The organism is Acinetobacter sp. Lyrl_1, assembly GCF_051948795.1.
Taxonomy (GTDB): domain Bacteria; phylum Pseudomonadota; class Gammaproteobacteria; order Pseudomonadales; family Moraxellaceae; genus Acinetobacter; species Acinetobacter towneri.
Genome location: NZ_JAYJLK010000120.1, coordinates 1 through 378, shown reverse-complemented (window position 1 = coordinate 378; position 378 = coordinate 1). Strand labels below are relative to the sequence as shown.

Sequence of the window (378 nt, the reverse complement as noted above, 5' to 3'; positions counted from 1 at the left end):
AAGTTCTGGCTAAATGTTCTGACTGAGCTGAAAAACCGAGGGTTGCAGGATATTCTGATCGCCTGTGTAGATGGACTAAAAGGCTTTCCTGATGCCATTAACAGCGTATACCCGCAAACTCACATCCAGCTGTGCATTATCCACATGCTGCGCAACAGCTTGAAATATGTGTCATGGAAAGATTACAAGGCGGTCACTCAGGATTTAAAAGCCGTTTATCAATCACCCACTGAAGAGGCAGCCTTGATGGCCCTGGATCAATTTGCCCAAACATGGGATGACAAGTACCCACAGATCAGCAAAAGCTGGCGTACACACTGGGAGAATCTAAATACCTTCTTTGCTTATCCAGCCGAGATACGCAAAGCCATCTATACT

Annotated in this window: 1 protein-coding gene; it reads left to right on the top strand. The window is 45.8% G+C overall.

The features are described from left to right. The coding region (locus VF675_RS13815; RefSeq protein WP_440205400.1) for an IS256 family transposase at nucleotides 1-378 on the top strand (378 nt) is incomplete at both ends.